Here is a 24,490-nt window from a genome sequence, read left to right as displayed (position 1 = left end):
AGCGGGCGGTCTTCTACCTCACGGCGCGCGAGAAAGTCCGGCCAATGCGCCTGCACCAGCGAATACAGCAGCGTGCGCTCGGGACGGTGAGGCGCATAGCGAGCCGTGGGCAGATGCGCTGCCGGCGACGTTGCGTGCGCCACGGCATCCTGCAGCTGCGACACGGTCGCGGCGAGGCGCGGCACGAAACACTCCGGTGCAGGGAATGGCTGCTCAGGCTTGCGCCCGCCCCGGCCGGTTCATATCGGCCTTTATGAGCTGCACCTCACACCGCTGGAGCTGATCGACCGCATTGCCGCGCTGGTTCCCCCGCCACGCACCCACCGGCACCGCTATTTTGGCGTGTTGGCACCCAACTCGCCGCTCAGGGCTGCGGTGACGGCGCTGGCGACACCGGCGCGAGCCGCTCCCGTGCTGGGCGCGTCGATCAGCACGGGGGAGTGCGCGCCTGGTGTGGTACCGATGAGCAGCGCGCTGCCATCCCAGAGCGAGCCGGTGCTGCCCAAGCGTGCAGCGCACTACCTGTGGGCGGTGCTGATCGCCCGCATCTACGAGGTGTTCCCCCTCTTGTGTCCGCTGTGTGGCGGGCATATGCGCATCATCGCGTTCATTACGCACAGCGCTGACATCCGGCACATCCTGGACCACATCGGGGCAGATTCAGAGCCACCCCGCATCTCCCCGGCGCGCGGGCCACCGCTGTGGGATGACTGTAGTGATGCGCAGATGGATGACGGGGCGCAAACCGAGCCAGCAGACTGGGACCTAGCGGCGCAACCGGCACCGGACTTTGAGGTCGATCAGCGCATCAGTTGGTGAATGAACAAAGCGGCGATTTTGACTTGCCGCGAACTGGCTCTGCGCCCGGTACACGCCGAGCGCCGCAAATCACTCTCCTGAACGCCAAACCCTGGTGGTGAACCTGACACCTGGGCGGGAAAATCGAGTGTCTCAGCCGGCTTGATGGCGCTTCCGCGGTGCGATACTTGGCCTCATGCGGTTAAAACGCCTATCCGTGGCCGGCATATTGGCCCAAGGGGACCACTCGCAGGGGATACTTGATGCGACAGGACGACGACGCTGCACTCGCTTCCGGTACTACATCCGATGGCTGGTTCACCCGGCTCCGGCGTTCGCTGCTGGCGCGCCTTGGCAATACCGGGCTCGTGCTGGGGACGTTGTTCTTCGCCGCCTCGCTCACGCCCAGCCTCACGCCACGGATCACGGTCGCGCAGGCGGTGCTGTCGGGCATGTGCCTGGCCGCCGGCTACGGCCTGGGCGTGCTGCTGCGCTGGCTGTGGGGATACCTGGAGCTGCCGCTCCCCGGGCCGGCGGGACAGCCGCGTCGCCGCCGTATCGCGGTCGTCGCCTGCGCGGTCATCGCCGCGCTCGCGCTTTGGCGCAGCCAGCATTGGGAAAACATCGTCCGCGAACTGATGCACCTGGCTCCCGCCGGTCCATCGCGCATCCTGGGCGTACTCGCGGGTGCGGCGGTCGTGGCGCTGCTGCTGGTCGTGCTGGGCCGCATCGCGCTGATGATCATCAAGGCGGTGATGCGCCTGGTCACCCACAAGGTGCCGCGACGGATCGCGCACGTGGTCGGTGCGATCGCCGGCGTGCTGCTGCTGGTGGGCCTGGTCAACGGCGTGATCCTGTCCTCGTTGCTGGACACCCTGGACGCCTCCTATCGCCAGGCCGATGCACTGATCCCGCCCGACATGCCGCCGCCGACCGAATGGGACAGCCCCGGCAGCGCGCAGTCGCTAGTGGCCTGGAACCAGCTCGGGCGCATGGGCCGGCGCTACGTCGATGCCCGCCCCACCGCCGACGAACTCGCCGCCTACGCCGGTCCCGGCGCCAAGGCGCCGCTGCGCGTGTACGCGGGCCTGCCCACCGGCGACACGCCCGAAGAGCGCGCCCAGCTGGCGCTGGAAGAACTCAAGCGCGTCGGCGGCTTCGAGCGCAAGGCGCTGATCATCATCACTCCGACCGGCACCGGTTGGGTCGACCCGTCCGGCATCGACGGCATCGAATATCTCTACCGCGGCGATGTGGCCAGCGTCGCGGTGCAGTACTCGTACCTGTCCAGTCCGCTGACGCTGTTCCTGGATCCGGACACAGGCGGGGTCACCGCGCGCGCACTGTTCCGCGAGGTCTACGGCTACTGGCGCACGCTGCCGCCCGAGCGGCGGCCGAAGCTGTACCTGCACGGCCTGAGCCTGGGCGCGCTCAATTCGGAACGCTCGTTCGAGATGTTCGAGCTGCTCGGCGAACCATTCGATGGCGCGGTCTGGAGCGGACCTCCGTTCGCCGCCAGCAAGTGGGCCGGGCTGACCCGCTCGCGCAATCCCGGTTCGCCGGTGTGGCTGCCGCAGTTCCAGGACGGCTCGTTCGTCCGCTTCATGAACCAGGACGGCAGCTCCACCCCGCCCGGCACGCCGTGGGGCCCGATGCGCGTGGTCTACCTGCAGTACGGCAGCGACGCGGTGACGTTCTTCGACCGTCACGGCTTGTTCCGCGAACCGGAACTGCTCGATGCCCCGCGCCCGCCGGACGTATCCCCGGCGATGCGCTGGTATCCGGTCGTGACGATGATGCAGATGGCAATGGATACTTCGCTGTCGATGAGCGCACCAATGGGTTTCGGCCACGTCTACGCGCCATCGCACTACATCAACGCCTGGCTGGAAGTCACCGGCATCGACGACTGGTCGCCCGAAGACGTGGCCCGCCTGCAGCGCCACCTGGATGAGCGCCGGGCCGAAGAGCTGTCCAAGGATGGCGGCGAGGAGACCGTGGACGGCTGAACGTCGACGGTCTTGCGTGGACCGGCACCCTCAGTACATCCCGACCATGTTGAGGAACCAGCCCTCGTGGTCGTAGTCGAAGTCGGTCAGGTCGTCGCTGAACTCGGTGAAGTTGTAGCCGGCGCCGATGCGGAAGTTCTTGCCGATGTCGCGGTCCAGTCCGACCAGCCAGCCCTGCCGCGTGCCGCCGGCCTGCACGTCCAGCCAGCGGTATTCGGCCAGCGCGTGCCAGGCGTAGACCACCTCGTAGCGCAGCTGTAGCGCGGCGAAGTCGGTGGCCGAGTCGAACCACGGCCCGCTGCCGCGTCCGTAGCGCACCTCGCCCTCGCGCCGGGCGAGCTTGCCGGCCACTTCCCAATGCTGGTCGTGGCGGTAGACGCCTTCCACCGACAGCACCTGGGTTTTCTGGTCGTAGTCCTGCTCGCGCTGGCCCAGGCTGGAGAGGTCGTACAGGTAGGTGTAGCGGCCGAACATTTCCCAGCGCGCGCTATCCCACGGCCGCCAGGCGAAGCCGGCGTTGCCTTCGATGAAGCGCGCGTTCGCCAGGCGGTCGCGATGGTCGTCGGTGTCGGCGTAGTTCAGCCGGCCGGCGATGCGGAAGCGGGTATAGGAAGTTCAACCGCCCTTTTTTGCGAGTCTGGCGGGTAGGAAGCGGCCGCGCAAGCGCCGCTTTGGGCACAGATCGGGCACAGATCGGGGGTTCATGCGTGGGTTTTCGACATCGCGGGGCCGCGCAGCGGCTCAGTGCGTAGCCATTTCTCACCGAATCCCTAGGTAGCTGAAGCGATCGCCAGGCCGCTGAGCCTGAGGGAGCTTTTAGCGGCAGCAAGTCCTTCAGCGCGTGCTGGCTCAGCTTTGCTCCGCCCTCAGCATGCTACCTTTAGCGCCAGTCCCTTATGGGACGCCTATCTAAAACAGGCGGTGACTATGCCTCTAATGTTGCTGGACCCAGAACGCGGTGTGATGCTCGAGCTTCCGCTGGAAGCTGGTCTGCTGGAGTCGCTTCAGGAGCGACGCCCCCCCTCAATTGAGTAGCAAGCTGCTTTGGAGTCCAATCCCCAACGAGAAGGAGATTGGACGTGAAAAAGCGTTTCAGCGAAGAGCAGATCATCGGCTTCTTGCGTGAGGCCGAGGCCGGGCTGCCGGTCAAGGAGCTGTGCCGTCGGCACGGCTTCAGCGAGGCGTCGTACTACCTGTGGCGCAGCAAGTTCGGCGGCATGAATGTGTCGGAGGCCAAGCGCCTGAAGGAACTGGAGACCGAGAACGCGCGGTTGAAGAAGCTGTTGGCCGAGCAGGTCCTCGAGAACGAGGTGATCAAGGACGTGCTGCGAAAAAAATGGTGAGCGCACCCGCCCGACGCGAGCAGGTGCGCTACATGGCAAGAAAAGGACTCAGCGAGCGGCGCGCTCTGCGCGTGGTCGGCATGAGTGCCAGCGCACTGCGCTACACGCCTCGTCCGGACCGCAATGTAGAACTGCGGGCGCAGATCCAGGCCTTGGCGCATCGGCACAAGCGCTACGGGGTGGGCATGATCTACCTCAAGCTGCGGCAAGGCGGCCAGGTCGTGAACTACAAGCGCGTCGAGCGGCTGTATCAGCAGGCGAAACTGCAGGTGCGGCGGCGCAAGCGCAAGAAGGTGCCCCTGGGCGAACGGCAACCACTGATTCGTCCGGTTGCGGCCAACGAGGTGTGGTCGATGGACTTTATCTTCGATCGCACAGCCGACGGCCGTGTCATCAAGTGTCTGGTGATTGTGGATGACGCCAGCCACGAGGCGGTGGCAATCGAGGTCGAGCGTGCGATTTCGGGCCACGGCGTCAGCCGCGTGCTGGACCGCCTGGCACTCAGCCGTGGCCTGCCGAAGGTGATCCGGACCGATAACGGCAAGGAATTCTGCGGCAAGGCAATGGTGGCCTGGGCGCACGAACGTGGCGTGTCGCTGCGTCTGATCCAGCCGGGCAAGCCGAATCAGAACGCTTACGTTGAATCGTTCAACGGACGCCTGCGCGACGAATGCCTCAACGAACACTGGTTCCCGACACTGCTGCACGCGCGCACCGAGATCGAGCGCTGGCGGCGGGAGTACAACGAAGAGCGGCCGAAGAAATCGCTCGGCGGGCTAACGCCTGCCGCCTATGCCCAACAGCTGGCGGTGAAACCGCTACGATAAAGCCGGGCTCCAAACAGCTCCGCTACTGAAAGCGGGGGGACGTCGGGAGCAGTGTTCGAGAGCGGATCCGGTCAAGCTTCAGCGACTCGCCAATCGGGTTGCGCAGGCTGTCGGTCCGGTCGTTGACATGTACTTGGACTATGACTTGAGGCCACCGTCCCAGGCGCAGATCCAGTACGCGGTTGCCATTGCGCGACGAGAGGGGCTCGAGATCCCGGCCGACGTGCTGAAGAAAAAGGTTGCGATGGGCAAGTTCCTTGACCAGCACGCCAAAGGTGGTGCCCGAAGCGGTAAGTAAGCGCTTGCCTCTGCGCGCTGCTAGGATTGCTACCTATGTAGAAAAAGGCGGTCGCTTTCGGCTCGAAATCCGTCTTTTACAACAAAAACCTCTCTCAATGTATAAATGCGAGTTTCAATGATCAAGAAAAAGCCTTTAGATACAGGAACTTGCGATGGTTTCGCGTTGAGAGCGCTGCGATCTGTGGGTTCACAACCGTTCTGATCGCTGTAACGGAAGCTGTCTTCTGACGAAGCCCCGGATTGCCCTGTGCACTCCGGGGTTTTTTGCTTCATGGCTGCCGAACTTCCGGTGCTGCCAGTTGGGGTGAGACGTAACAGCTTGCAGGGTGTTGCTCATCAGGCAACGATTGTTGCCTGATGAGCAACATCATGCCCTGATCTTCTGCTCGGTGGCAGGCGGCGCAGAAGTGTCTGGCAGCGACATTGATCTGCTGGTACTCGGGGCCACGGGATTCGCTGATCTGGCGCGGGCTGTCCATCCGGTCCAGGAACTTCTGCGGCGCGACATCAATCCGGTCTTGTACGCTCGAGAAGAATTCTTGAGAAGGCTGCAGGCGGGCGACACGTTTGCACGCGAGTTGCTCTCCAAGCCCAAGCTTCTCGTCGTAGGGGACATGGATGACGTTGGAAAACTTGCTGGCAATCCGTCAGCTGCTGGAAGACCAGGCTGACGACAGCGCTACAACCAGGGGGCAGCGTGCCTATTAGGACCGTCGATGATTACAACCAGGCGATGCGGCGGCTGTCGGTCTGGTTCGATGATCCGCCAGAGCTAGGAAGCGATGAAGGCAACGCGTTCGAAGCGTTGCTGATACGGGTCACGGAGTACGAAAGCGAGCAATTTCCGATCTGAGGTGGCTGGCGGCGCAGCCACGCAGGGCGTGGCTCTACGAGGGGGATGCATTCCGAGGCCGAGGCATGGTGCCCCCCATGCATTTTTGTGCGCTGCGTCTTTCATTGGATCGATTTAGTGCCGTATGGTGCAATCGATTGCATTGCAGTGAATCGTTGCGTTTGATACCGGTTGGGAGGCCGGTGGGCGAATGTCCATTGATTCGAGCGGGCCAACAGCGACACCTGGGTTCACGCGGCGCGAGGCGCTGCGCATGGCGGTCGCCGGAGGTATAGGCCTTGCCGCTGCCAGAGTGCTGCCCGCGTCTGCGGCCGATGCCCCATTGAAGGGCAACCTGAAGCACTCGGTCGCCCGCTGGACCTTCCCGAAGCTGTCCGTTGCCGAGCTCTGCCAGACGGTCAAGGGCATCGGCTTCGCTGCCATCGATCTGGTCGGGCCGGAAGACTGGCCCACCCTGAACGCGCACGGCGTGGACAGCTCGATGTGCAACGGCGCGGAGCTGGGGCTGACCAAGGGCTTCGCCGGCCGCGAGTTCCACGACCAGCTGGTTGAGCGCTATACGCGGCACATTGATCTGGTGGCCGATGCCGGTTACCGGAACCTGATCTGCTTCTCCGGCAACCGCAACGGCATGGATCCCCAGCAAGGCTTGGCCAATGCCGAAGCCGGCCTGAAGCGCATCCTCGGCCATGCCGAGAAGCGCGGCGTGGTGTTAGTAATGGAGCTGCTGAACTCCCGCGTCGACCACCCCGACTATCTGTGCGACCACTCCGCGTGGGGCGTGGAGCTGTGCCAGCGGCTCGGCTCGAACAACTTCGGTCTGCTGTACGACATCTACCACATGCAGATCATGGAGGGCGACATCATCGCCACCATCGGCAGGCACCATGCCTGCTTCAAGCACTACCACACGGCGGGCGTGCCGGGCCGACATGAGATCGGCGACCAGCAGGAGCTCAACTATCCCGCCATCTGTCGCGCAATCCGCGACACCGGTTTCGATGGGTATCTGGCGCAGGAATTCATTCCTACGGCACCCGATCCCGTCGGTTCGCTGCGCGAGGCAATCCGCCTCTGCGATGTTTGAAATGATATCCACCCAGGTGAAGTAGACCCATGGCAGACAATCATTACGACGCCATCGTTGTTGGCTCGGGAATCAGTGGCGGTTGGGCGGCAAAGGAACTGACCGAAAAAGGTCTCAAAGTGTTGATGCTTGAACGTGGCCGCAACATCGAGCACGTCAAGGATTACGTCAATGCGATGAAGGAGGCGTGGGACTTCCCGCACCGTAATCGCCCCACCCAGGCGATGAAGGCCGACTTCCCGGTGCTGATGCGCGACTACGGCCTGGTCGAGAACCTTGAAGGCATGTGGGCCGATGAAAAAGACTCGCCCTACATCGAGACCAAGCGCTTCGACTGGTTCCGCGGCTATCACGTCGGTGGCCGCTCGCTGTTGTGGGGCCGGCAGAGCTATCGCTTCTCCGATCTGGACTTCGAGGCGAACAAGAAGGACGGCATCGCCACCGACTGGCCGATCCGTTACGCCGACATCTCGCCGTGGTATGACTACGTTGAGAAGTTCGCCGGCATCGCCGGTACCCGCGAAGGGCTGGACGTGCTGCCCGATGGCGAGTTCCTGCCGCCGATCCCGTTGAACATCGTCGAGAAAGACGTGGCCGCGCGGATCAAGAAAGCCTTTGGCGGCACCCGGCACATGATTCACTCGCGCACCGCCAACATCACCCAGCCGATGCCGGAGCAGGGGCGGGTCAACTGCCAGTACCGCAACAAGTGCATCCTCGGCTGCCCCTTCGGGGCCTACTTCTCGACCCAGGCGGCAACGCTGCCGGCGGCGATGAAGACCGGCAACCTGACCCTGCGGCCGTTCTCCATCGTCAAGGAAGTGCTGTACGACAAGGACCGCAAGCGCGCACGCGGCGTGGAAGTCATCGACGCCGAAACCGGCGAGACCTACCAGTACACCGCCAAGGTCATTTTCCTCAATGCCTCGTCGTTCAACTCGACCTGGATGCTGATGAACTCGGCCACCGATGTCTGGGAAGGCGGGTTGGGGTCTTCGTCCGGTGAGCTGGGCCACAACGTGATGGACCATCACTTCGGGGCCGGTGCCTCCGGTCGCGTCGAAGGCTACGACGACAAGTACTACTTTGGCCGTCGCCCCTGCGGGTTCTATGTTCCGCGCTTCCGCAACGTCACCGCGGATGACAAACGTGGCTATCGACGTGGCTTCGGTTACCAGGGCGGTGCCAGCCGCAACGGCTGGTCGCGCGAGATCGCCGAGATGAACATCGGTGCCGACCTGAAGGAAGCGCTGACCGTGCCGGGCGATTGGCGCATCGGCATGACCGGCTTCGGTGAAATGCTGCCGCACCACGACAACACCATCCGCCTGGACAAGGACAAGAAGGACAAATGGGGCCTGCCGGTGCTGGCGATGGATGTCTCGATGCGATCAAACGAGCTGGCGATGCGCAAGGACATGGCCACCGATGCCGCCGAGATGCTGGAGGCCGCTGGGGTAAAGGACGTGCAGACGTTCGACAACGACTACGCGCCGGGCAAGGGCATTCACGAGATGGGCACCGCACGCATGGGGCGTGATCGCAAGAGCTCCGTCCTGAACCAGCACAACCAGGTCTGGGATGCGCCAAATGTCTACGTGACCGACGGGGCGTGCATGACCTCCAGTGCCTGCGTGAATCCGTCACTGACCTACATGGCGTTGACCGCCCGCGCCGCCGATCACGCGGTGCGCGAACTGAAAGCGGGGAACCTGTAATGGACCGTCGCGAACTTCTGAAAATGATCGTCGCCGCCACCGGTGCGGCCATGATCGGTCTGCCGGCGCTGGCCAGCGGACAGGGTCCGGCGGCGGGTACAAAGGCCGCGTTCTCGGCCGCCGACATCGCCCTGATGGACGAGATCGCCGACACCATCCTGCCGCGGACCAAGACGCCCGGGGCCAAGGACACCGGCATCGGTGCCTTCATGGCGACCTTCGTGGCCGACTGCTACACCGCCCAGCAGCAGGCGACGTTCCGCGCTGGGCTGGCCGACATCGACAAACGGGCAGGCGGGCGGTTTGTCTCGCTCACCCCGCAGGCCCGCACTGAGTTACTGCGCGCCGTGGATGCGGACGCGAAGAAGCACGCCGCCAACGCCGCCAACGCCGGTCCACGCAATGCGGAATCGGCGGAAGCGAAGGCGCACTACTTCACCATGCTAAAACAGCTGACCATCTTCGGCTTCTTCACCTCGAAGATCGGTGCGACCGAAGTGCTGCAGTACGTCGCCGTGCCGGGCCGCTACGACGGCGATCTGGCATATGTGGCCGGCACGCCTGCATGGGGAACCAGCTGAGCGGTACCCGATTCGTCCATTGACTCGATCAGGAACACCATGACCCGACCCTTTCTGATGGCGGCCTGCCTGCTGGCGGCCGCCCCTGCTTTGGCTGCGACCAAAGGCGACCCCGCGCGCGATCCAGCGACGACCGAAGCCTGGACGCCCGAACCTGCCATCGTGGCCACGCCCCCGGGCGGTGCGCCGTCTGACGCGATTGTGCTGTTTGATGGCAAGGACACGTCCGCGTGGGAGGCGGAGCAGGGCGGTCGCGTGCCCTGGACAGTGGCCGATGGCGCGATGACCGTGGTGCCCGGCAGCAAGGGCATCCGCACCCGCGAGAAGTTCTGCGACATCCAGTTGCACGTCGAGTGGCGCAGCCCAACGGAAACGAAGGGCTTTGAAGGCCAGGACCGGGGCAACAGCGGCATCTTCCTGCAGGAGCTCTACGAGCTGCAGGTGCTCGACAGTTACAAGAATCCCACCTATGCCAACGGCCAAGCCGGGTCGATCTACAAGCAGGCCATGCCCCTGGCGAATGCCTCGCGCGCTCCGGGCGAGTGGCAGACCTACGACGTCATCTGGAAGGCCCCGCGCTTCTCGCCGGGCGGCGGCCTGATCTCACCGGCGCGCATCACCGTGCTGCACAACGGCGTGCTGGTACAGAACGACACCGTGGTGTCCGGCAAGACCGAGTACATTGGTGCCCCCTCGTACGCTCCTCACGACTGCGCGCCCCTGTACCTGCAGGAACACGCCTCCAAGGTCAGCTACCGCAACATCTGGCTCCGCAAGCTCTAACCCTGCCAACCCGGACAACGATCTCACCCAATTGCTGATCACCCGTAGAGCCACGCCCTGCGTGGCTTCGCGGTGCCAGAAGACTACTTCGCCAGATAGCTGGCGATATCGCTGACTTCCTGCTCGGAAAGCTGCGCAAACGGCGGCATCAACCCACCGCCCTTCTTGATCTTGTCCTTGATCTGCGCCGCATCCAGCCGCTTGGCAACATCCGTAAGCGCAGGAAACGTCGGCGGCACGCCCGCCCGATTCGCCCCATGGCAAGCCACGCAGTGCACGCTATATAGCTTCTGCCCCGCCGCCGGATCCTCCTTGGACCAAGCAGCCGGTGCCAACATCGAGCCACACAGCGCTACAGCAGACATCAGAATCACTTTCACAACACAAACTCCTTCGCTTGCTAGCGCTTTGCGCGGGCGGGCAGGGTGGTGGTCAGGTGTTCACGCAGGTACTCGGCCCCGGTGTTGATGATGGTGGCCGGGTCACGCGGCTGGTCATGCTCGACGATATACCACTGCACCCTGGCATCCGCTGCGGCCGGCAGGATCACGCTCCAGTCGAGCACGCCCTGGCCAACGGCAGCGAATCCGCCTTCGTCCTTGTTCTGCCCCTTGGGAGCGTTGTCCTTGGCGTGCACGGCGAACATGCGACCGTTGAACTTCTTCAGCATCACCGCCGGGTCATAGCCCGCGCGTGCCACCCAGGCCAGGTCCAGCTCGGTCTGCAGGTCAGGCCCGGCCGCGGCGAACAGCAGTTCCAGCCCAGTTTTGCCGTCATAGTCGACCAGCTCGAAGTCGTGGTTGTGGTAGGCCAGGTGCATGCCCTGGGCCTTCACCTTTGCGGCGAGCTGGCCGAGTTCCTTGCCCAGCGCGGTCCATCCGGCCGCATCCTTCGGGCGGTCATTCTCGTTCAGATACGGCACGACCAGGGTGGTATTGCCGATCGCGCGGTTGAAGGCGATTGCGCCGTCGAGGTCCTTACGCAGGTCGGCCAGTTGCGTATGCGATGAAATGGCCTTGATCGAATAGCGGTCCAGCAACTGCTTGAGTTCAGCGGCGCTGACGTTCTGCGTGCCCACGGTCTCCACCGCATGCACGCCGGCATCGTGGACGATCTTCAACTGCTGGTCGAGCGAGCCGGCATTGCGCAGCGTGTACATCTGCACCGCGATGGGTTTCTGCGCGCTGGTGACGTCGGCGGCGAAAACGGGCAGGGCGGCAAGCAACAGCAGCGCGAGGGTGGTGGTCCGGCGTGTACGGGTCTTCATCAAGCACTCCTGCAGGAATTCAGCTGATGGCGGTCCAGGCACGAGACCCGGCCGAGGCGATGACACGATCAACAATCAGCGCCGAACGCGCGCCGTCTTCAAAGGTGGGCAGGCCCTCGGGCCGTTCGCCTTCAATGGCGCGATACGTATCGGCTACGAACGCCTCGAAGCAGGTCCCGTAGCCCTGCGCGTGACCCGGCGGGAACACCGCCAGCCGGCGTTGCTCGGCACTGCCTGCGCCCGGCCCGCGCACGAAGGTCTCCTCGCGCTGGTCGGGGTGCCCGATCCACAGGCGCTCGGCGTCTTCCTGGTTGAAGGCCACACTGGCCTTGGCCCCATCGATCTCGAACCAGAGCCGGTTGTGGCGTCCGGCCGAGACCTGGCTGACAGTCAGCGAGGCCAGCGTGCCGGCGCCGGTTTTGAACATGGCGGCGGCGACGTCCTCGCTGGCGACCGCCTGTTTCGCGCCGCCCGCGGCAGGGGCGGTGAAACTCTGCCCGGAAATGGCACCGCGCTCGGCAATCACCGTGGCGAACGCCGCGCTGACGTCGACGAAGCGCTCGCCGCCGACCCATTCCACCAGGTCGCACCAGTGCGAACCGATGTCGGCGAACACGCGCGAGGTGCCGCCCAATGCGGGGTCCACCCGCCAGTTGTTACTGGCAGGGTCCAGCAACCAGTCCTGCAGGTAGCTGCCGTGAATCAGATGCAGTGGGCCCAGCTCGCCCTGCGCGATACGCGCACGGGCTTCGCGGACCACCGGGTGGTAGCGGTAGACGAAGGGTACGGTGGCCACCAACCCGGTCGAGCGGGCCAGCGCGGCCAATGCCTGGGCGTCGTCGAGGGTGGTGGCCAGCGGCTTCTCGCAGATCACATGCTTGCCCGCTTCCAGCGCGGCCTGGGCCATCGCGCGGTGCAGGTGATTGGGCGTGCACACGTGCACAACCTGGACCTGCGGATCGGCGATCACTTCCTCGATATCGCGATAACCGTGCGGCACATTCCACGCCTGCGCCACCTCGCGCGCGCGCTCCGGCGAGGAGGCGACCACGCCGCGCACCTCCGCTCCGGTCAGCAGCGCGGCGCGGCGATGCACCGCACCGATCATGCCGGTGCCGATGATGGCGATTCCAAGCTTGGGCATCGGGTTGCGTCCTCAGGGGGTGGTGGAGGTGGCGGCCACGACCGGGCGGTCGCGGAACAACAGCAGGAAGGCGATCAGCACCAGCAGCGCGACGCCGGCCGGGAACAGCCATATCTTTTCCCAGTCCGGACCGGCGGCGGTGGTGTAGTGCTCGACCACCGCGCCGGACAGGAAGGTGCCGATCAACATGCCGACGCCATACGTGGCCAGGGTGATGAAGCCCTGCGCACTGCTGCGCGCATCCGGACCGGCGTGCGCGTCGGTGTAGATCTGCCCGGTGACGAAGAAGAAGTCGTAGCAGATGCCGTGCAGCACGATGCCGATCACCAGCAGGGAGAACGCGCTGCCGGCATCGCCATAGGCAAACATCACATAGCGCACCACCCACGCGGCCATGCCGACGGCAAGCATGGTTTTCACGCCCAGCCGCACGAACAGGAAGGGCATTGCCAGCATCAGCAGCACTTCAGAGACCTGACCCAGCGACTGCAGGCCAGCCGCGCCGCGCACGCCCAGGTCGTTGAGATACGGATTGGTGAAGTTGTAGTAGAACGCCAGCGGAATGCAGATGGCGATGGAGGCCAGGAAGAACACCAGGTACGAGCGCGACTTCAGCAGCCGCAGCGAGTCCAGCCCGAGAATCTTGCCCAGCCCGGCATCGCGCTGCTGCGCCAGCGGCGGGGTGTGCGGCAGCGAGAACGCATACAGGCCCAGCAGCAGCGACGCCAGCGCGGCCATCTGGAAGGTCAGCTCCAGCCGATGCGCCTGCTCCCAGCCCAGCCAGCCGATCAGCACGCCGGCCACGATCCAGCCGACGCTGCCGGCCACCCGCACCAGCGGGAACTGCTTCTCCGGCGACTGCATATGCCGCATCGCCACGCTGTTGGCCAGCGCCAGCGTCGGCATGAACAGCAGCATGTAGCCCATGACACAGGCGAAGAACGTCTTGAAATCCGTCGCCGTGGATGCAAACCACATCAGCACGGCACCGGCCAGGTGCAGCACCCCGAGAATGCGCTGTGCAGCGAAGTAGCGATCCGCAATCAGGCCGACCAGGAACGGGGCCACGATCGCACCGATAGACTGGCTCAGAAACGCCGTGGCCACCTGACTGGCACTGGCCTGGAGGGGCCCCTGCACCAGATACGTACCCAGGGTGACGAACCAGGCTCCCCAGATGAAGAACTGCAGAAACATCATCGCGCCCAAGCGCGACATGGTGTGCGTCATGGCTACCCCTCCCAGGGCGGTAATGGCTCAGATTCCCAGCATGTGGCGCAGTGATTCACGGTCAGTGCCGCTGTCGGCGAAGTCGTCGAAGGCGCGTTCGGTGACCCGGATGAGATGGTCACGGATGAACGCAGCACCCTCGCGCGCGCCGTCTTCTGGATGCTTCAGGCAGCACTCCCACTCCAGCACTGCCCAGCCCGGGAAGTCGTACTGCGCGAACTTCGAGAAGATCGCCTTGAAGTCGATCTGGCCGTCGCCCAGCGAACGGAATCGCCCGGGACGATCAATCCAGTCCTGGTAGCCGCCATAGACGCCACTGCGCGCGCTGGGGCGATACTCCGCGTCCTTGACGTGGAAAATGCCGATGCGCGCGTGATAGCGGTCGATGAAGCCCAGATAGTCCATCTGCTGCAGCAGCAGATGGCTGGGGTCGTACAGAATCTTGGCGCGGGGATGGTGATCGACCACCTCGAGGAAGCGCTCGAAGGTGGCACCGTCATGCAGGTCCTCGCCCGGGTGGATCTCGAAGCAGAGGTCCACGCCGCACTCATCGAACGTGTCCAGAATCGGCCGCCAGCGCCGCCCCAGCTCGGCGAAGGCTTCGTCCACCAGACCGGGCGGGCGTTGCGGCCAGGGATAGAAGTAGGGCCAGGCCAACGCGCCGGAGAAAGTCGCGTGTGCGGTCAGGCCGAGGCGCTGGCTGGCCTTGGCAGCCAGTTTCAGCTGCTCCACTGCCCAGGCCTGACGCGCCGCTGGATCGCCACGCTTGTCTTCCGGCGCAAATCCGTCGAACAGACTGTCATAGGCGGGATGCACCGCGACCAGCTGGCCCTGCAGGTGGGTGGACAGTTCGGTGATCTGCACGCCATGCCCGGCCAGCATGCCGGCGATGTCGTCGCAGTACGTCTGGCTGCGTGCTGCTTCGGCCAGATCGAACAGGTGAGGGGCGCTGGTCGGCACTTGTACGCCAGAATAGCCCAGCCCCGCGGCCCATCCGGCCAGCGTGTCGAGCCGATCAAAAGGAGCTGTGTCGCCGATGAACTGTGCCAGGAACAGGGCCGGGCCCTTGAGCGTCTTCAACGTGTTTCGCCCTCGATGCAATCGATTGCATTATCCTAGCAGCGCCTTCCGCAAGACCTGTTGTGCACTGCACAGCGGGCCGACGAACTGACCGCATGGCCACCATCTACGACATTGCAAAGCACGTGGGCGTCTCGGCGGGCACTGTGTCGCGGGCGCTCTCCCGGCCAGACAAGGTGCTGCCGGCCACGCGCGCGCGCATCGAGCAGGCGGTCGCCGCGCTGGGCTACGTGCCCAACACGGTGGCCAGGAACCTCAAGACCCAACGCAGCGGCAAGATCCTGGTTACCGTGCCGGACATCGCCAACCCATTCTTCGCCCAGATCCTGCAGGGCGCGGAGGACGCCGCCCAGGCGGTGGGCTACGCGGTGCTGCTGGGGGATACCCAGCATCTGCCCGAGCGCGAAGAGCGCTACGCGCAGATGCTCCGGCGCAACGAGGCTGACGGCCTGATCGTGCTGGGGCACAGGCTGCCGCCGACGGCGCGCGAGATCGTGCAGCAGCTCGGGGACGCTGCGCCGGTGGTGAATGGCTGCGAGTTCGACCCTGCCGTGGGGATTCCCAGTGTGCATATCGACAATGCCGCTGCAGCAGGCGCTGTGATGGAGCACCTGTATGGACTGGGGCATGAGCGGATCGCCGTGGTTGGCGGGCCAACGGACAACCCTTTGCATCAGCAGCGTCTGGAAGGCGTGCGACGTGTCGCCAAGGCGCGCAAGCGTGTGCGCAGTCTGAGCATTGCACCGGGTGACTTTTCCCTTGAGTCGGGCCACGCGGCAACGCGTGCATTGCTGGACGGCGCACCCGCACCGACCGCGATCTTCTGTTTCAGCGACCAGATGGCGCTGGGGGCGATGGCGGCCTGCCGGGAACTCGGCATCCGTGTGCCGGATGACGTGTCCATTGTCGGCTTCGATGACCTGGCGTCGTCCCGTTACCTCACGCCGCCGCTGACGACGGTCCGGCAGCCCATGCGGGAGATCGGCGTCCGTGCGGTCAACCTGCTGCTCGCCCTCATTGATCGGGTGGACGTGCCGCTGCAGCAGACGCTGGATTTCAGCCTGATGGTGCGCGGATCAACAGGTGTTCCGCGCGCTGGGTGAAACGGCACGCCTGCTGAGCGCGGTTCTCCTGTGAGCGAGATGATGGAAGATGACATCATCTCGCTGAAATATTTGGCGTATGTTGGCGCGATCAGCTAACTCTAGCAATGCCCTAATTCGCATTAATCGAAAAACTCAAACGTACCAACCTCCTTGATATCTAGAACAAACTTTCCAGACATCACGTTGACAGTGCCAACTACATCAACTTCTGCCAGCGTGTTGCATAGATATGAGGCACCGCGATCGGAACAAATTCTTTTCCTTTCGGCGTAGAACCTTGCGACGGACTCTGAGTCTCCACGCCTTCCAATATCGATAATGCGTCTTCCCTGGCTACAGGTTGAATCTTCCAGAACCTCTTCATGTCTTCCATCTGAAACATAGCGGGCCCTGACTTCAACATCGGTTCCATTATAGGCATCAAGATCCGCGACAAGTTGGCAAAGAGAGATGCCCCTGCCGCTAGGACTCGTTGCACCGACATGCGCCGATGGTATGCAGCCAGACAAAACCAGTGCAGCAGAGAGAGCAGCCAGGCGAACGGTTCGCAATTTCATTTCTTTGGCTCCGGTGTCTTCTGACGATCCTCCCAGTTCTTGACTGAGCCGTCCACTCCTCTTGCCTGTTCCTTCTTGCTGATTTTGATATCAAGTCCCTTTCCGATCGTCGCTTCCATTTCATACGCATTGGTCTCAGTCGCGCGAACCTCGGCGCTCGTACCCGCCGGCCCGCCTCTCTCCATTGCATCGAGGTCATGGCGCGCTTCGTGCCCAATCGCCATCGCGCCCGTTGCGGAGCTATCCATCTTCTCGGTGTCAATCGTAGTCGTTCCGCTCTGATCTGTACGCGCAGCAGCGTCGCCCTCCAGTTTTCCAGGCTTGTAGTGCGGACCTTTTGACCCTTCCGTACCGATGTATCTCAATACTTGATCGACTTTGCGCTGCTCTGATCGATCGCGAAGATTAGATCTCGACTCCCGTAGCCTCTCTACGTAACCTTTTACTGCCCCGCAAATAGAGGCATCACAGCTGTATCTTCCATCTGGGTCACTGAATCGGTACGGATTACTGTTGGCGTAGCGATACCGATTGAACTGGCCCACCGGGCCGCTGTAGGCCGCCACCGGATCGACAGACAGAAACCTTCCAGTGTCCGGGTCGTAGTACCGCTGCTGCATATAGGTGAGTCCACTATGAGGGTCAGCCGTATGGCCGGCGTAACCAAGCCCAGGCGGTGTGGAGCCAGCCAGCACTTCGCCATACGCAGAATAGTCGGTACGTGAAATGATCTGGCCTGCCTGGTTGGTCACCACCACGGCGGATCCAAGCGCGTCGGAATGGAGATACTCCACTCGCTGTGCCGCATGCATCGGTGACGTTTGGCAAAAGGCCAGCAAGGCCGATGCAATAGATAGAAGTTGTTTGCGGTTCATGCAGACTCAGCCTCCACCATTGGCCATTACCCAGCTGGAGCAGCCCGATGGGCTGCACGCCCGAACGTAGTAGTAAGCAAGCACGATGGGATCGCCGCGCGTGTGATTCCATATCCTTACCAGCGTCATCGGCAGCGTCTCGAACTGCTCATGGTCCGAGCCGATGAAGACCATCTTGAGTTCGTAGGAGGTTGCGCCTTCAGAAGCGGTCCAGCGTAGTGCCGATATCTGATCCCAGTCCAGGCGCTCCACTTTGAGTGTGACGCTTGCGGGGGGCGGTGGCGGAGGCAGGGCGGAAACGGGTACGACAAACGGGCTGCTCGCCGGGCCGCACCCGGTTGCATTGCAGGCACTCACTCGATATTCGTAAGTTCCAACCGCCTTTCCCGTAGTGCCCCACGCGGTGGCGGCGGTCGACTGCACGACGCTCCAACCCAGTCCGGCATGTTCCTCCAGCTGATACCGGGTTGCACCTGCCACCGAGGTCCACGTCAGGTCGATCTGCCCTGTGCTGGAAACCGGCCCGGACAATACAGGTGCAGCCGAAGGTGCCGGCGTGGGCTCAGGATCGCCCCCGCTCGTATCGTCAATCACCCGCGCTATCGCCATGCCGTTGATCGCGATGTAGTTTCTCTGCGTGTTGTCGGCCAGGCTGCGCTGATATCTCAGTCGGCCATCTTGGCCATACAGGCTCAGCTCCGTTTCTCCGTTGTCGAGTTCGCTGGCGACACGACGCCCATAACCATCATAACGATAGGTCGCACCTGCCGACGTACGCAGGCGATTGCCGTAGTCGAACTCGAACGTCTCGCCGCTGCGCTGGGTGAGGTTGCCCTGGGGGTCATAGACGAACGCTGCAATCGTTCCGCCGTCGGGGCCGCGAACATTGGTCAGCCGATTGTGATCGTCGTAAAGATAGGTTTGATCGTTCCATTCGCCAGCAACCAAGCGCCCGGAAGCGGTGCGGTTGTCCAGCGCATCGTAGGTGAATCGCTCTTGCAGCCGTCCATGCACGTTCACGTGGACGAGCCGATCCAGCCCGTCGTACTGCATGTCTCGATCGTTCTGGAAGGTGCCCGTTCCCGGGATGCCGTCCCTGAACGAGATGGGATTGCCAGCACCGTCATAGGTCGCTGTCACGTCGAGTACGCCGGCGTCCAATGTCCGCGAGCGTAGTCCCCGTGCATTCACTTCCAATGTGCGAACGATGCCGTTTCCGTACGTGAACTGTTTGATGCTGCCGTCAGGGTGATAGGTGACATTGGTGGCGAAACTGCCGGCGCGACTCGCCTGGCCCATGGCGTTGGGGGCGTAGTCCACTTCCAGTCCTCCTGGAAACCGCTCTGTGGCCAGGTGCCCGTTCGGAGTGTACGCATAGGCCATGCTCCAACTGACGCCTTGGGGGGCATCCAATTGTTCCCGGGAGACGAGGCGGCGCGAATTGTACTCGTACGTATTGGTGACGTGGGTGGTTCCCCCGTCGTTGGCGGTGACGATGGTCTGTGGCAGTCCGTCCGGCGTGTAGTCGAATGTCTGATCGCCATTGCCGTCCGGGAAAAGCAACGTCCTAAGCCTTCCAAGCGTGTCGTAGGTGCGGGTGATTGCACGACCGGAAGCGGCGGCAACGTCGCGATTGCAGTCTGTGGATGATGGTGCATCCACGCCCGAGGCGCTTCGGACGAGGTTTCCCGCACCGTCGTACTCTGTAACGGTTGCGCCCGATTCGGGTTCAATCTGCTTGCATAACAGCTGGTATGCGTCATAGACGTAGAAGCGCTGCAGCGCCACCGTTCCATCGCTGCTGGAACGCCCAATGGCGAGTGTCTTGCCGAAAACATCACGGCTGATGTGGGTCGCAGTTCCCTCGGGAAGCTCCATTGAAATGGGATATTCGTAGGTGGGCTCCCCAAACTGCTGGAAGCGGGAAAGCGTCACCTGTCCCCGCGGATCAGTCGTTCTCACGATGCCGGTCTGCAGATAATCAACGACGGTAACGAGGGCGCCAAGCTCGCTGTCCTGCACGGTGCCGGTAGCGCGCCCGAGCACGTCGAAGCTTTTGCCAATCCCAAGAGGCGCGGCGGGGTTGCTGCTTGGATAGGACGAGAAGATCTCCCTGCCGTCATGGTCATAGCCGCGACGAGTGAAGCGCTGCGTTGTGGATTGATCTGCCGCGTCAAACTCCTGCGTCACAACTGGCCGCCAGAGTGCGTCGAAATAGGTCACTCTGCGTGCGTCGCCACGGGAGACGGTCTGCCGCCAATGACCGGGTGCGAGCGTCATCTCCTCGGCGGCTACCTGCTCGAACTGCGAATGCAGCGAACTCCAGGTGGTCGTACTGTCAGCGGGATAATCTACTCGGGTGAGGCGCCCCATTGCGTCATGCCCATAGGTGGTTGTGAATCCACTCTGGTCTGTGACTGCGACGATTCTTCCGTTGTCGTCAACCTGTGCTGATGTTGTCGTTCCGTCGGGATATCCGATCTGCTGCGGAATGCCGCGCTTCCATTCGCCCAGGATGGTGGCATTGCCATTGCCATCTCGGGCGATCATCAAGGTTCCATCGGCCCGGTATTCCAACTGTTGCACCAAGCGTCCAAAAATGCGCAGCTGAACGAGTCGTCCGCGGTCAAAGGTGCGGTTCTCCGAAGTTACGCCATTGATCGTGACAGAGTCCGCATGCCCGAGGATCCAGTTCTCGAAGTCATCTTGGTAGTGGGTAACCTCATGGCGACTGGTGGACTGCGCGCACACTGGGCCGGCAGACAGGAGGCCTACCGCTACGGCCAAACTGGAAAATGCCAAGCATGTGCTCTTCATGACATCCATCCTGGATTCAAATGGGGGATTGCGCATGGCAGCCGCTGCGGGTCCATCAGGGAACGCGTTCCTTTGTTACATCGACGGGTCTTGCAAACACATCAAATGCATTGACGCGTTGGATGTAGGTGTTCCCGTCCTGCTCGATGGTTGTCTGTCGAAGCGGGCGGGGGTACGTATTGGCGATACTGTCGCCTTGATACTGAAGGCTCTTTCCCACGGGGGTCGGGAATGGCTGGCCGGACGTGGCCAGCTCGTATGTGTACCGCTCGGTTCTGATGGGCTGCCCAGGCGTAGCGCCAACTTCGACTTTGAGCAGCTTGCCTTCGTTGTACCTGTGGCTGTTTCCATGGGTGTAGCGCGCCCATCTTTCACCCGGTCCGGTCACATCGGTGGAGACGGTTCCTGCGCAGTCGTCGGCTACGCAGACGGGGTCGCCGGTGGATGAGAGCGCTGTGGCCCAGGAGCCGACGGGCACAGGCTGCGGCGCAAGTGCGGCCAGTGAGGGCAGCTGTGCCTTTGTAAAGGCGTTGTTGTAGTTGTATGTCCACGCAAGCGTTGGCAGGCCTGGACCGCTGATCTGCTTGTTGACAAGACTAATGGTCCAGTACATCCGGACGAAATCCGAGTACGTGCCAACTTCATCGACCCCAATCAGTTCTTCCCCGGTTGAAACGCAGCGCTTGGGAACGTTGCTGCGACCATGCAGGCGATAGTCCACCCAAAATTGGGCGGTGGCACCGGAGGGGTGTGTCATGGTCGCCGTGGCGGGCTCGGAGGCATCGGCAACCGGAGCGTACATGGGGTAGCTGCATGTTGCATCCGATGCCATCAGTGGCGGCCACATGGCGCGGAACTGCGCCATGTCGAGGTTCCACCTTGAGCCGTCCGGAAGCTCCACGGAGGAAAGTCCGGTTGCCGGTCCTACGCCAGGGAGGTAGGTGTACGTCCACGTCCGATTGTTGACGGTGGCTGCGATGATTCGCCCGCCTGCGTCGCTTGCGACGTCAATCCTGCGGCCATCATTGCTCTCAATGCGTTCCAGTCTGACGCGGTCTTCTGGCCCGTTACTGTAGGTGTAAGTGACCCAGTTGCCGAACCGGTCCTCGACACGGGTGGCATACAGCGAATGGCGCCGGCGACTGAGTGAGGTGGCTATCACGAGCTCCGGCTGCCCACCGACATACCAAGGTACGTATTTCTCCAGTTGGGTTTCCGGCTCCACCGCCATCCAATCAAACCAATAGCGGTTGCCATCAGGCGTGACTGCCTGGAAGCCTTCGCCGCTGGCATTCTTGATGCTGGGCAGGCAAGAAAACCAGCTGAAGTTGCTTGTGACCCATGTATATGGGCCGCCGGTGCTGGGTCGTGCCGTGGCTGCCGACGGTTCCAGCAACTCTCCGCCGCCGGGCATGTCTGCATTGATGCCGTACCAGAAGTCACCGGGAAAGTAGGTCAAGTCGATGGGCTCCGGCTCGCGCGGACCTGAGCATCGTTGGTTCGCCCACCCATGCATTGAATGTGTTAGCGGCCCCCAATACTCCTGGCCAAGGACGGCGCTCACCCGGGGCGTATCAAGCGTCCAGTCCGCAAACGGCGCTTCACCTTGCAGCTGGGGATCGCGCATTTCAAAGCGGCGTGATAATGCAACAGGTAGAGGCGAATTACCCTTGAGTTCGATGTCGGTAACGGAGAACGAGAGTCTGCCCGTGTAGAGGTCGACGGTGTCTCCAAACAGATCGGTGCCTAGGGACGAGAATGTCTCTGCGCCCTTGATGTGGACCGAGTAGTCGTCCCAGGGAGCCTGCTGTGCCTGCGCCGGGCAGGCCGCAATCAGAAGTGTCCACAACGAGGTTGCCAGAAAACGTCGGCTCGCAATCGTGCCGCATCCAACACCTGATTCGTCCATGAGTCGCGCATTCCCTGCGTTGCTGTTGGCCACGAAGGTAGCGGGCAAATGGACGGTGGAACGTGGAGTGGGTCACAGATTCAGCATGGTGCAATGCAGTGGCTCGACGCTGTCCCGGCGTGTCTCGGGGGCAAAGCCATTCCTCAGCAGTGGTCAAGGTCAATCCCACGTCCGAGTCGGTGCAAGCGCGGTACACCTGCTGCTCGCTCTCATTGATCGGGTGGACGTGCCGCTGCAGCAGACGCTGGAATATGAGTTGATGCTACGAGGCTCGACAGCGGGCCCAGCATCGGCAGGAACAACGCTGAAATCCCCACGTTGAAGAGAAGGTGAGCCAACGCCACGGCCATGCCCGGGTCGTTGGCGAATGCCACCACCGCGCGCGAGAATGGTGCCAGGAATGGAAGCAGTATCAGGGCGCCCACGGTGTTGAACAGCAGGTTTGCCAACGCAGTGGCGCGTGCCACCGCCCCCATGGTCAGGCTGACGATCAACGCCGTGGTGGTCGAACCGACATTGGCCCCGACCACCATCGGAATGGCGGCTTCTGCGGGCAGCACGCCCTGCTGCACCAGCATGATGGCTACGCCGGTGGTCACACTGCTGGATTGCACCAGTGCGGTGATCAGAACACCGCTCAGCACGCCCAGCCACGGCGCAGTGGCAGCGGACAGTCCGTTGCTGAGCCATGGTTGGTCGCGTAGCGGCTGGACCTGAGCGGCCATCAGGTCGAGCGCGAACAGAATCAGGCCCAGATAGAACACAGGCTTGCCCGCCGCGCGCAGCCGCAGTGGCAGCGCGGATGCCAGTGCGCCCAGCACGATCAGCAAGGGACCCAGTCCGCCGAGCTTGAACGACACCAGCCAGGCCGTGGCGGTGGTGCCCACGTTGGCCCCCAGCAGTACGGCGAGGCTCGCCCGGAACGACAGCAGCGACGCATCCACCAGTGCCACGGTCAACGCGGTGACCGCGCTGCTGGATTGCACCACGGCGGTGGCCAGTGCGCCCACAATGAAGCCGCTCCAGCGATGGGCAGTAAGCCGCTGCAACGACGTGCGCAGCACTGATTCGCCACCGCTGCGCAGCTGCAGGGTGAAGCCTTGCAGTCCATACAGAAACAACACCACGGCGGCCACGAGGGCGACGACTGCAGAGAGGCTGCTCATACGGAACCGGGCTGAGGGCGGACTTGTGATCGTGGCGCAGCGCCGTCGTGAATTGCCAATTGCGACTGAAAGTACGGCGTTTCGGCACGTCTCAGCGTGCCGATTGCGACATTCGAAAGGCCCCGGCCGGTGCTGGAGATCATTCGCGGGCGCTGTTGCGTTATGGTGGGGCGCGTAGACCGTCAGATCGAAATGGATGTCACCCATCATGTCCAAATCTCACAATGGACGCCGTCGTCGCCTGTTGCTGGCGGCGGTATCCGGCACCGTGCTGCTGGCTGCCTGCGCGCCGCGCAGATCAGTGCAGGAGCCTGAGCGGGCACCGGCTCCTTCGTTGCAGCCGGTCAGCACCTCTGCTGCGGCAACAGTGTTTCTGACCCTGAGCAGTCCCTCGCGCACCCCTGAGGCGCTGGAACACATGGTCAACGCCATTCTGTTGCCGGCCTCGGCACCGGCACGCATTGCGCGCGCCTATGGTCCGGTCGAAATGGTGGTGCAGCTGTGGTGCGCGCTTGAGCCGGATTCGCTTGCGCACTACGGACTATCGCCGGAGCAGGGCGTGGCACTGCTGGCCGACGCTGTCGGCGGTACCGTCGCGCCGATGCCCGGACGCCACGCGCTCCCAGCCTGGGCGTTGCATCGTCCGGATGCCATCCGCATGGTTGAAGCAGGCACGATCTCGATTGCGCTTCCCGGCCATCCGTACGCGCCTTTGTTTGCACTGGGCAGCTTTGAGTACGCGAAGGGGCCACCGGCGTGGGCGAATCAGGCCAGTATCACCGTGCTGCTGCAATCGCAGCGCCGCTTGTATCCGGGTTTCGAAGCGGAATGCACGCGTCTGCTGCAGACTTCCTGCGCGTCCCTGCCAGAAGACGTCGAGGTCCAGATCGGTACAGTGGTCGGGGCAATGGCAGATGCGTCAAGTGTTTATGTGCAGCTCGGACCTTTCCAACCAGGAGAGTAGGAATCGGCAGTGCCCTTATGCAGCGCTTATGATGTGCGACATTGTGAGCATCAAAGGATAGGACATCCCGTGCGTT

At 63.1% G+C, this 24,490-nt stretch carries 20 protein-coding genes and 3 pseudogenes; 11 read left to right on the top strand and 12 right to left on the bottom strand.

Annotation, left to right across the window (positions count from 1 at the left end; genetic code table 11):
• Positions 1-185: pseudogene (locus tag RT551_RS10900) on the bottom strand (IS91 family transposase); the annotation flags it as partial.
• A 70-nt stretch (positions 186-255) separates the two neighbouring features.
• Between RT551_RS10900 and RT551_RS10895 the strand changes: the two are divergent.
• Positions 256-819, top strand: a pseudogene (locus RT551_RS10895) (transposase); the annotation flags it as partial.
• Positions 820-1,061: 242 nt separating this feature from the next.
• On the top strand, positions 1,062-2,807 hold the full coding sequence (locus tag RT551_RS10890) for an alpha/beta-hydrolase family protein (protein ID WP_149500785.1): 1,746 nt from the start codon (positions 1,062-1,064) through the stop codon (positions 2,805-2,807).
• A 30-nt stretch (positions 2,808-2,837) separates the two neighbouring features.
• Here RT551_RS10890 and RT551_RS10885 read toward each other — a convergent pair whose 3' ends face one another.
• Positions 2,838-3,281 (bottom strand): hypothetical protein, encoded by a 444-nt coding sequence (locus RT551_RS10885; RefSeq protein WP_047290313.1) that lies wholly within the window; start codon positions 3,279-3,281, stop codon positions 2,838-2,840.
• A 605-nt stretch (positions 3,282-3,886) separates the two neighbouring features.
• Between RT551_RS10885 and RT551_RS10880 the strand changes: the two genes are divergently transcribed.
• The 7 genes from RT551_RS10880 (at position 3,887) to RT551_RS10850 (ending at position 10,299) form a co-directional block, all read left to right on the top strand.
• Positions 3,887-4,977, top strand: a protein-coding gene (locus tag RT551_RS10880; RefSeq protein ID WP_149500787.1) for an IS3 family transposase whose coding sequence is annotated in 2 segments (ribosomal slippage) — positions 3,887-4,145 and positions 4,145-4,977 — 1,092 coding nt in all. Because the reading frame shifts where the segments join, the coding sequence is not laid out codon by codon here.
• Positions 4,978-5,110: 133 nt separating this feature from the next.
• Positions 5,111-5,275, top strand: coding sequence for a hypothetical protein (locus tag RT551_RS10875; RefSeq protein ID WP_282295615.1), 165 nt, complete (start codon positions 5,111-5,113; stop codon positions 5,273-5,275).
• 352 nt (positions 5,276-5,627) lie between these two features.
• Entirely contained in the window at positions 5,628-5,948 is a 321-nt protein-coding gene (locus RT551_RS10870; RefSeq protein ID WP_313458472.1) for a nucleotidyltransferase domain-containing protein, read from the top strand.
• A 372-nt stretch (positions 5,949-6,320) separates the two neighbouring features.
• Entirely contained in the window at positions 6,321-7,217 is an 897-nt protein-coding gene (locus RT551_RS10865) for a TIM barrel protein (protein WP_313458470.1), read from the top strand.
• 29 nt (positions 7,218-7,246) lie between these two features.
• Positions 7,247-8,935 carry a GMC family oxidoreductase gene (locus RT551_RS10860; RefSeq protein ID WP_313458468.1) on the top strand — a complete coding sequence of 563 codons (1,689 nt, stop codon included), beginning with the start codon at positions 7,247-7,249 and terminating at the stop codon, positions 8,933-8,935.
• On the top strand, positions 8,935-9,516 hold the full coding sequence (locus RT551_RS10855; protein WP_313458466.1) for a gluconate 2-dehydrogenase subunit 3 family protein: 582 nt from the start codon (positions 8,935-8,937) through the stop codon (positions 9,514-9,516). The genes RT551_RS10860 and RT551_RS10855 overlap by 1 nt, the downstream gene beginning before the upstream one ends.
• A 39-nt stretch (positions 9,517-9,555) precedes the next feature.
• Entirely contained in the window at positions 9,556-10,299 is a 744-nt protein-coding gene (locus RT551_RS10850) for a DUF1080 domain-containing protein (protein ID WP_313458463.1), read from the top strand.
• Positions 10,300-10,382: 83 nt separating this feature from the next.
• Here RT551_RS10850 and RT551_RS10845 read toward each other — a convergent pair whose 3' ends face one another.
• From RT551_RS10845 to RT551_RS10825, 5 genes are read right to left on the bottom strand one after another with little or no spacing between them, the layout of a single operon-like run.
• Positions 10,383-10,679: a cytochrome c gene (locus RT551_RS10845; RefSeq protein WP_313458461.1), complete on the bottom strand. Its 297-nt coding sequence runs from the start codon at positions 10,677-10,679 to the stop codon at positions 10,383-10,385.
• Positions 10,680-10,699: 20 nt separating this feature from the next.
• A complete protein-coding gene (locus RT551_RS10840; RefSeq protein WP_313458459.1) occupies positions 10,700-11,566 on the bottom strand; it encodes a sugar phosphate isomerase/epimerase in 867 nt (288 codons plus the stop codon).
• A 19-nt stretch (positions 11,567-11,585) separates the two neighbouring features.
• A complete protein-coding gene (locus tag RT551_RS10835; protein ID WP_313458457.1) occupies positions 11,586-12,710 on the bottom strand; it encodes a Gfo/Idh/MocA family oxidoreductase in 1,125 nt (374 codons plus the stop codon).
• Between the two features lie 12 nt (positions 12,711-12,722).
• Positions 12,723-13,940 (bottom strand): nucleoside permease, encoded by a 1,218-nt coding sequence (locus RT551_RS10830; protein ID WP_313458454.1) that lies wholly within the window; start codon positions 13,938-13,940, stop codon positions 12,723-12,725.
• A gap of 27 nt (positions 13,941-13,967) precedes the next feature.
• The gene (locus RT551_RS10825) at positions 13,968-15,020 is read right to left on the bottom strand and encodes a sugar phosphate isomerase/epimerase family protein (RefSeq protein WP_313458451.1); all 1,053 of its coding nucleotides are present in this window, start codon (positions 15,018-15,020) and stop codon (positions 13,968-13,970) included.
• 95 nt (positions 15,021-15,115) lie between these two features.
• Here RT551_RS10825 and RT551_RS10820 point away from each other — a divergent pair, with 95 nt between their 5' ends.
• Positions 15,116-16,123, top strand: coding sequence for a LacI family DNA-binding transcriptional regulator (locus RT551_RS10820; RefSeq protein ID WP_313458448.1), 1,008 nt, complete (start codon positions 15,116-15,118; stop codon positions 16,121-16,123).
• Positions 16,124-16,245: 122 nt separating this feature from the next.
• Here RT551_RS10820 and RT551_RS10815 read toward each other — a convergent pair whose 3' ends face one another.
• The 5 genes and pseudogenes from RT551_RS10815 to RT551_RS10795 form a co-directional block, all read right to left on the bottom strand.
• Positions 16,246-16,683 (bottom strand): hypothetical protein, encoded by a 438-nt coding sequence (locus tag RT551_RS10815; RefSeq protein ID WP_313458447.1) that lies wholly within the window; start codon positions 16,681-16,683, stop codon positions 16,246-16,248.
• Positions 16,680-17,558, bottom strand: a complete 879-nt coding sequence (locus tag RT551_RS10810; protein WP_313458446.1) for an RHS repeat-associated core domain-containing protein — start codon at positions 17,556-17,558, stop codon at positions 16,680-16,682. Before RT551_RS10810 ends, RT551_RS10815 begins: the two co-directional genes overlap by 4 nt.
• A 6-nt stretch (positions 17,559-17,564) precedes the next feature.
• Positions 17,565-20,375: an RHS repeat protein gene (locus tag RT551_RS10805; RefSeq protein WP_313458443.1), complete on the bottom strand. Its 2,811-nt coding sequence runs from the start codon at positions 20,373-20,375 to the stop codon at positions 17,565-17,567.
• Positions 20,376-20,430: 55 nt separating this feature from the next.
• Positions 20,431-22,284, bottom strand: a complete 1,854-nt coding sequence (locus tag RT551_RS10800; RefSeq protein ID WP_313458440.1) for a hypothetical protein — start codon at positions 22,282-22,284, stop codon at positions 20,431-20,433.
• A 323-nt stretch (positions 22,285-22,607) separates the two neighbouring features.
• Positions 22,608-23,450 (bottom strand): annotated as a pseudogene (locus RT551_RS10795) (Na/Pi symporter); the annotation flags it as partial.
• A 208-nt stretch (positions 23,451-23,658) separates the two neighbouring features.
• Between RT551_RS10795 and RT551_RS10790 the strand changes: the two are divergent.
• Complete coding sequence (locus tag RT551_RS10790; protein ID WP_313458438.1) at positions 23,659-24,414, top strand: hypothetical protein; 756 nt, start codon at positions 23,659-23,661, stop codon at positions 24,412-24,414.
• Positions 24,415-24,490 lie beyond the last annotated feature (76 nt).

Source organism: Stenotrophomonas sp. (assembly GCF_032103445.1).
Lineage (GTDB): Bacteria > Pseudomonadota > Gammaproteobacteria > Xanthomonadales > Xanthomonadaceae > Stenotrophomonas.
Note: the sequence above shows the minus strand (reverse complement) of the source record. Positions and strands in the feature narration are given on the sequence as shown.